We start from the raw sequence: 7,841 nt of genomic DNA, 5'->3' as shown, positions 1-7,841 counted from the left end.
AGGCACAATGGCAAAGTAGAGCGCAGTCACCGAGAAGATCACAACAAATTCTATTCGTGCCATAGGTTTTATTCCTGCGACGACTTAAACGTGCAGCTAGCTGCACGTTTAAGTCGAACAAACAACCGTCCTATGCGTCCCCTCAAATGGTTTTCGCCTATCGAATTTCTTAATAATAGTGTCCAATATGATTGACAAACCTACATTGGAGGAAATTTATAAAATAATTTGTTCAAAAAATAATGAAGTGTATCACAAAGGTTCGTAAGTAAGCCACTTCTATACACAAAAAAATATCATATGAGCAAGGTTTTAACCTCGCCTTGCTTTATATGATATAATAAATTTTGTTGTCAAGGGATTACCGCAAATGTAGCATAGCTTGACAGCCCACAAAGTAGGGTGTATACTTAAAGCAGTGCACAACGGAGAGAGCCGACAAAGCGAAAAAGAGCCACAAACAGCCCCTCGCACAGCGTGTACAGAAAGTTTCACTAAATAAAAATTTAGTGAAACTTAGAGAAGTGATAAATAAGGAGAATAGATATAAATGAAACAAGCATATGTAGATGATTGCCCATATTATCTTGACGATTTTCTAACTAATATGAAAGTTGTCAAAGACCGTTCTGACCGCACTGAAGAAGCTTATTTTATTGATATCCGAACATTTCTGCGATATCTTAATGTCAAGCACCATGCAGTTCCGACCGAAACGCCTTTCAATAAAATAAAAATAAAAGAAACGCCAATAGAATGGCTCGAATGCTTTTCACTAAACGATGCTTATGTTTATTTAAAGTATCTCAAAGATGAGCGCAATAATTCCACAAAAACCCGTGCAAGAAAATGTTCAGCTTTGAAACAATTCTATGTTTATCTTTGCCAAAAAGCCAAGATTATTTCAAACAATCCGCTTGATGATCTTGAATTGCCACATATAAATCAAGCCTTGCCTAAATATCTGTCCCTTGAACAAAGCCTTGAGCTTCTGCGTAATATCGACTCTAAAAATCAGGTGCGTGATTATTGTATCATTACTCTGTTCCTTAACTGCGGTATGCGTCTGAGCGAGCTTGTGGGCTTGAATTTAAGCGATTACAGCCGAGATAACAGAACTCTACGTGTCCTCGGCAAAGGCCGCAAGGAGCGCATTATTTATCTTAACGACGCTTGTGTTTCTGCACTTGATGAGTATATTGACACTACCCGCCCCCACGTGGAACAAACTGCCATTTTTTTATCAGCTAACAAAACAAGGATAAATAAGCGACGTGTTCAACAAATAGTAGATGAACAGCTCCAGCGTGCAGGACTTAGCAATTTGGGTATTACCACCCACAAGCTCAGGCATACAGCCGCAACCCTAATGTACCAACACGGCGGTGTAGATACTCTTGTACTGAAAGATATACTCGGTCACAAAAGCATTGCGACCACTGAGATATACACACATTTATCTGATGAAAACATCAAAAAGGCCATGGAGTCGAATCCATTATCTGAAGAAATTGAAAAGAAAAAGAAGTAAACAAAAAGCCATGTGAGGAAAATCACATGGCTTTTTTGCTATTTTTTCATACGAATTATAGAATGTTCTGGGAACGTCAGATCTGATCTTATCGACATCTTCATAGCTGCATGATTTGCAGTATCTATGGAGTTGTCATATTCATCAAACATTTCCTCCACGGTGAAATTCACAGGGCTGCCAACAGGTGAAAGCACTTCAATCTCGTCGCCCTTGTTGAATTTGTTTTTTTGAGTACAGTATATTCTTCCACCACTACAACCGTCAACCACAGCCACAACATCATATTCACGAATATACCCGCCGTTTTCGTAATACTGGCTCTCCTTTGGGTGACCAAAGAAAAATCCTGTACAGTATGCTCTGTGGCTTACCTTGAAAACTTCATCCTTAAGCCACTGTGGCAACTCAAAATGCTCCGGATCAGATTTATAGATATCCATAGCCTTTCTGTAGGCATTTGTGATAACGGACACATAATACGAAGATTTAGCTCTGCCCTCGATCTTAAAGCTGTTCACGCCTGCCTCTGCAAGCTTATCAATGTGGTTGAGCATACACATATCCTTGGCGTTGAGGATATAAGTTCCTTTTTCGTCCTCAAAAACAGGATAAAACTCATTGGTGCGCTTTTCTTCCATAAGGTGGTATCCCCAGCGGCAAGGCTGTGCGCACTCGCCACGATTTGCGTCACGGTTTACAAGGTACTGGGAAAGCAAACATCTGCCCGAAAAACTTACGCACATTGCACCATGTACAAAGCACTCAATTTCAAGATCTTTAGGGGTCTTTGCTCTTATTTCGGCGATCTCCTCGAGAGAAAGCTCTCTTGCAAGCACTACCCTCTTAGCACCCATGTTATAAAATTCATTTGCAGTAACATAATTTACTATACCAGCCTGTGTGGAAACATGAATCTCCATATCAGGTGCATATTTTTTTATCAGTGAGAAAACACCGATATCGTTGGCTATCATAGCGTCAACGCCTGCCGCAAGAGCGTCATTCACAAACTGCTCTAAATGCACTATCTCGTCATTATGAGGAAGCGTATTGCAGGTCAGATACACACGCTTACCCCTGCTGTGAGCCTCGTCACAGGCTTTTTTCAGAAGCTCAGCGTCAAAGCTTGCAGAGGCGGCTCTCATTCCGAAAGCCGTACCTCCAAGATAAACTGCATCAGCACCAAAATCCAGCGCCGCATACAGACGTTCCATATCTCCCACAGGAGCAAGAACTTCAAGCAAATTATTTTCAGTCATTAAAAATTCAATCCTTTATTACTTTTTCTTTGCAAGTCCAGCCTTAACAAGATTTTCCTCATGCTCGTCAAGTGTCTTTGCATAGAATGTTTCGCCCGTCTTAAGATTATTACAGAAGTAATAGTAATCAGTCTTCTTAGGCTCAAGAACAGCGTTTATTGCAGCCATACCAGGGTTGCATATTGGTCCTGCCGGCAAGCCCTTGCACTTATAGGTATCATAACACTCGGTATAATGCTCGATAGAAGCTGTGTTGTCAGCCTCGGTCTTTATAACATTCTTAATATAATTTGTTGTTGTATCAGACTGGAGCATAGGATAGGTGTCAGGGTCATCTAGTCTGTTCAGGAATACCGAAGCTACCTTTGGCATTTCGTCCTCAGAAGCGGCTTCAAGCTGAACGATAGAAGCAAGGGTCATAACTTCGTTAAGTGACATACCGGAATTTTTGATCTTAGCTTTGACAGTTTCGTATTTCTTTTCAAACTGCTCTCTAAGCTTCTTGGTAACGTTTCCTGCGCTGTCATTCACATAAAACTCATATGTATCAGGATAGAAATAGCCTTCCATGCGATAGAACATATCGCCATTATCATCAACATCATTTTCAAAGTCAAAGCCTTGATTTTTATTGAATTCAAACAGGAAGTCGTCAGCAGTGCAGACCTCATTATCTTCAAGCTTTTTAGCTATGTCAAGAAGATTTTCTCCCTCTGTGAATGTAATGCTTACAGTCTTGTATGACTCTCTCATTTGTGAAAGTTTTTCGATTATTTCAGAATATCCGCTTGATGGCTGAAGTGTGATATCACCAGGATATATAGCTGCAGGCTTTTCAAATTTCAAAGCAAGCATAAACAGCTTTTTGTTCTTTATAACTCCCTCATTTACAAGTATATCAGCTATCTCACTGTTTGTTGAGCCTGCAGGGATATTAAATCTGATATCCTCGTCAGTTTTTCCGATACCATAATACTCCATGCCAATAGAAATGCCGCCCACTGCAAGCACTAAAGAGACTGTAAGAATTACTATAACAAGTATAATTCCGCCAAATACCGAATTATTCACCTTGCTTTTCTTTCTTTTTTTCTTTTTCTTCTTGCCGCTTTTTGACTTTTTTTCTTGCTTTTCGGGCTTCTCAGGCTCTTTATCCTCGTCTTCCTCGCTTTTGTCTTCCTCTGACTTGTCTTCGTGAAAAGCTAGGATAGGTTCAGGCTTGTCATCGGTCGCTTCTGGAGTTTCCTGTGGTTTCTCGTCAGTATTGTCTGCCTGTTCACAGGCTTCGGAACTGTTCTCAGTGTCAGCGATAGGCTCTGCTTCAACGCTTTCTTCGTCCGCTTCATTTTTCTCGGCAGACTTTATCTTTGCGTTGACATCATTTATTATATCGTCAACATTAAAATTCAGATCGTCCATTATTTACTTCCTTTCCTTTGTGTTTATAGTATATATATCCTTATCAGTAAATACCTTGTCTACAGAGATATCATAGCCGTCATGACAAAAGCTTTCTGACATACAGTTATCGTAACATAAACCTAGCTTCATGCCATTATAATCAGCCAAAAATCTGTCATAAAAACCCATACCAAAGCCAAGCCTGTATCCGTCTTTATCATACGAAAGCGCAGGCACGATACACAATGCATTGTCAAAAACGCAGTATTTCTCACAACTTTCATCAGGCTCAAAAATGCCAAACCTACCCTCTTTGAGATCATAGGTGCTGTTTATTCTGTAAAAATACATAATATTGCCGTTTTTTTCACATCTCGGACATAGCACTATCTTGCTCTTTAGCGCCTTTCTTACTATCTCCGCCGTAGACACTTCAATATCAGAGGAAACATATGCAAGCACAGTTGTGCAGCTTTTATACTCCTCGCTGTCAAGGAAAGCTTGCTGAACAGCCACATCTGCCTGTTTTCTTTCTTCCGCAGACATACTAAGACGTATCTCTTTGAAATGCTTTCTTAAAGCTTTTTTATCTGTCATTTGCTCTGCATACCTGATTCAAGGGCTTCTGCCTTTTCTTTTGAAACAAGAAGCTCTACAAGCTTGAGTGCAAACTTCATGCTGCAGCCTGCGCCCTTTGCAGTGATGAACTTACCGTCAACAGCCACAAGTCTGGCAGAATGTATCGCACCTTTAAGATCTTTCTCATAGCCTGGAAAACAAGTTGCATATCTGCCGTCAAGAAGACCCTTATGACCGATTATGGACGGAGCGGCACATATTGCGGCAATGTATCTGTTATTATCAGCACAGTAATCAACTGCACCAAGCACATCAGGGCTTGCTTCAAGATTTAAAGTACCCGGCATACCACCTGGGAGAACTATCATTTCGAGCTCGTCATTAAGAACTATCTTATCCACTGTTGTATCGGTCTTGACAGGAATGTTGTGTGAGCTGACTATCATATCAGAGCCTACACCTACAGTAAAAACTTCAACGCCTGCTCGTCTGAGCAAGTCCACAGGGGCAAGAGCCTCCATTTCCTCAAAACCATTGGCAAGAAATACATAAACCATAACAAATGACTCCTTTCGATCATCTGAAAGTAATTACATTTTTATTCAAAAGAAAAGCAGGATTATAAGAAAGCTTTGACTTTCTAAGACCCTCTATTCCTAGATCCTCTTCCCTGTTGATAAAGCTGAGACCCTTTGCATTATGCGACGCAAACTGACTACACAGCATAGGATATGCACCCTGAACGTCAGCGAGTGCTTTTTCTATATGCACCACAAAGGTATCCGAATTTATTTGTTCACCAACTGTAAAGCCTGTCATTTTATCATTTCTGTAAAGTACAGCACCTTTAAGTCCGAGCCTATCCATATTCGTAAGAAAAAGATCAATAGCATATTGCTCAACCACCGCCGAAGGATCGTCAGCGTTGTCATTCTTATTATAAAACTCAGCCGAAAATTCAATACAGCTGTCTATTTCCTTATCAGTAAGCTCTCTGTATTCCCAAGGCTCGTCCATGAAACGCTTTATGTGGTTACGCTTGCCGTGATACTTTTTGCCTTTAAGCTCGATAAGGTCGGAAGCATTGTAAATATAGTCTGAACTGTCCCTATCATACTCGCAGATGATTTTATCACCATAATATTCTTTTATCCAGCTTAGGTTATCATCTGTTACAGAGGATACGATAAGCGGCTTTCCCTGGGCGGAAACGTATTCTTTAAGCTCATCAAAAAGCCTGATATATTTTTCTTTGCCCTCAACGTCTATTTTAACGCCCGCAGGAAATGTAAAATACGGCTGACCGTCCTCAAAGGAACAGCTTATATAAAAATCACCATGATGTGTTATTACAGTGTCATTAAGTCTTTGCCACGCCATATTATTTGCAAAACAATATTCTGCTCCTCTGAAATCTGATACTGCAAGACACTTGGTTATCCATTCTTTGTCCTCAAAACTTATTTTTCTGAAATCAAACATTAAACACACATTACTTTCTATTGATTAACCCCAGAACATCTCCGAAAATCTTATCTTTTGTATAAGGCTCGCTGTCGTCGCTGCAAGGAATAATATCCCAATCCTGTTTCTCTGCGGTAAACAAAGCGGCTTCACGGCATTTTTTCAGATACTCCACATTTGCTTCATGGATATCCTTTTTGCTTTCATCTCCGCCGTATCTTCCCGACATCAGCTTTTGAGATATCTCTATTGGCATATCCAAGAATATCACCTTGTCAGGTCTTGGAAGCCCAAGCTTGTCATACTCGTAATCTTCAAGCCAACCTATAAAATCTTCCCACTGCTCTTTCGGCAGTTTTGTCATCTGGTAAATGCAGTTTGACGTAACATATCGCGCTGCAAGTACAAGACTTCCCTCTTTATAGTCATGCTCCCAAAATTGTTTGTAGCAAGCGTATCTGTCAACAGCGTAAAAGCTTGAAGCTGCGTAGGCATTCACGTCAGCAGGCGTTTTGCCTATCTCACCATTAAGATACATTTTTACCAACGCAGACGACGGATTATCATAGTCAGGAAAGCTTATAGCCTTATGCTTTATGTCATTTTCACTGAAATAAGCAGAAAGCCTTTCAAACTGAGTTGATTTTCCACTTCCATCAAGTCCCTCAATAACTATAAGTCCAGATCTATTCAACATTATTCATTTCTCCGTAAATTTTCTTTACTTCAGCCATTTTTCCACAGCTCATTGCGCCCTCTGGACACTTGCCTTTCATTACACATGACGGACCTGCGTTCTTGAAAAGCTCAGGAGCGGCCTGCTTGCAAAGTCTGAGCATTTCATCAGCCACAGCCTTTATCTCCCATTGTGCTCTGTTACAGCATCTATGCTGGAAGAAATTAAACAGTGTTCTGACGTTCATTGTCACAACTATCTTTGTTTCACAAGCGTTAGGAAGAACAAATCTTGCGTCCTCATAGGCTTTTTTCTTAGCCTTGTTAAGTGCGTCCTTTTCAGACATACCCTGCTCTAAAAACGCCTTTTCATGTGTATTTGTAAGTATGTCGGCAATCTTATTATAACACTCAAGTAGCTGATCCATTTGCTTGTCAAATTCAGCCTTTGCTTCTGGCACAGCCTCTATTGATGGTGGCGTGATAAACTCAAAGCCACTTTCATTTACATAACGCTGGCTTTTTTGAGAGTAAGACGCAATTCTGTGTCTTACCAACTGATGAGAGCAGGCACGGGATATCCCCTCTATGCCAAAAGTAAAAGAAACGTGTTCCATAGGGCTTTCGTGACCAATAGACACGAGCCTTTCAATAAAGCTCTTTGTTTTTTCTTCCGTAAGACCCTCTCTGAGCGAGGCGATATCACTGCTTGAATAGCAAAGTTTTGCAGCAGTAGCAACTACCTTTTCAGGCTCAGGTGTATGGGTAATAAGCTCAACTCTCATCATATATGATCCTTTCCACATATTTTTTATATTATACCATTAAAAAGCCTACAAGTCAACATTTTATTTTAAATCACCCACTATTGCCATTGTAGTGCTACAATAGATATTGGACAAAATTAAGAAAAAAGAAAAGAGAGATAG

At 40.3% G+C, this 7,841-nt stretch carries 8 protein-coding genes; 1 reads left to right on the top strand and 7 read right to left on the bottom strand.

Annotated features, from left to right (window positions below):
- The first annotated feature begins 550 nt into the window (after positions 1 to 550).
- Positions 551 to 1,531, top strand: a complete 981-nt coding sequence (locus WS40_RS09570) for a tyrosine-type recombinase/integrase (protein WP_046441873.1) — start codon at positions 551 to 553, stop codon at positions 1,529 to 1,531.
- Positions 1,532 to 1,569: 38 nt separating this feature from the next.
- Here WS40_RS09570 and WS40_RS09565 read toward each other — a convergent pair whose 3' ends face one another.
- From WS40_RS09565 to thyX, 7 genes are read right to left on the bottom strand one after another with little or no spacing between them, the layout of a single operon-like run.
- The gene (locus WS40_RS09565; protein ID WP_181986996.1) at positions 1,570 to 2,793 is read right to left on the bottom strand and encodes a peptidase U32 family protein; all 1,224 of its coding nucleotides are present in this window, start codon (positions 2,791 to 2,793) and stop codon (positions 1,570 to 1,572) included.
- An 18-nt stretch (positions 2,794 to 2,811) separates the two neighbouring features.
- Positions 2,812 to 4,212, bottom strand: a complete 1,401-nt coding sequence (gene mltG, locus WS40_RS11620; protein WP_278870669.1) for an endolytic transglycosylase MltG — start codon at positions 4,210 to 4,212, stop codon at positions 2,812 to 2,814.
- 3 nt (positions 4,213 to 4,215) lie between these two features.
- Positions 4,216 to 4,791, bottom strand: a complete 576-nt coding sequence (locus WS40_RS09555) for a 5-formyltetrahydrofolate cyclo-ligase (protein ID WP_046441871.1) — start codon at positions 4,789 to 4,791, stop codon at positions 4,216 to 4,218.
- Positions 4,788 to 5,330: a DJ-1 family glyoxalase III gene (locus tag WS40_RS09550; RefSeq protein WP_022286914.1), complete on the bottom strand. Its 543-nt coding sequence runs from the start codon at positions 5,328 to 5,330 to the stop codon at positions 4,788 to 4,790. The genes WS40_RS09555 and WS40_RS09550 overlap by 4 nt, the downstream gene beginning before the upstream one ends.
- Before the next feature lie 19 nt (positions 5,331 to 5,349).
- A complete protein-coding gene (locus WS40_RS09545; protein ID WP_046441868.1) occupies positions 5,350 to 6,255 on the bottom strand; it encodes a DUF2156 domain-containing protein in 906 nt (301 codons plus the stop codon).
- Positions 6,256 to 6,265: 10 nt separating this feature from the next.
- Positions 6,266 to 6,934, bottom strand: coding sequence for a dTMP kinase (locus WS40_RS09540; RefSeq protein WP_046441866.1), 669 nt, complete (start codon positions 6,932 to 6,934; stop codon positions 6,266 to 6,268).
- Positions 6,924 to 7,697: an FAD-dependent thymidylate synthase gene (gene thyX, locus WS40_RS09535; protein ID WP_046441875.1), complete on the bottom strand. Its 774-nt coding sequence runs from the start codon at positions 7,695 to 7,697 to the stop codon at positions 6,924 to 6,926. The genes WS40_RS09540 and thyX overlap by 11 nt, the downstream gene beginning before the upstream one ends.
- Positions 7,698 to 7,841: the final 144 nt, after the last annotated feature.

This window comes from Ruminococcus sp. N15.MGS-57 (assembly GCF_000980385.1).
Lineage (GTDB): Bacteria > Bacillota > Clostridia > Oscillospirales > Ruminococcaceae > Hominimerdicola > Hominimerdicola aceti.
This window is presented reverse-complemented; position numbering and strand designations above follow the sequence as displayed.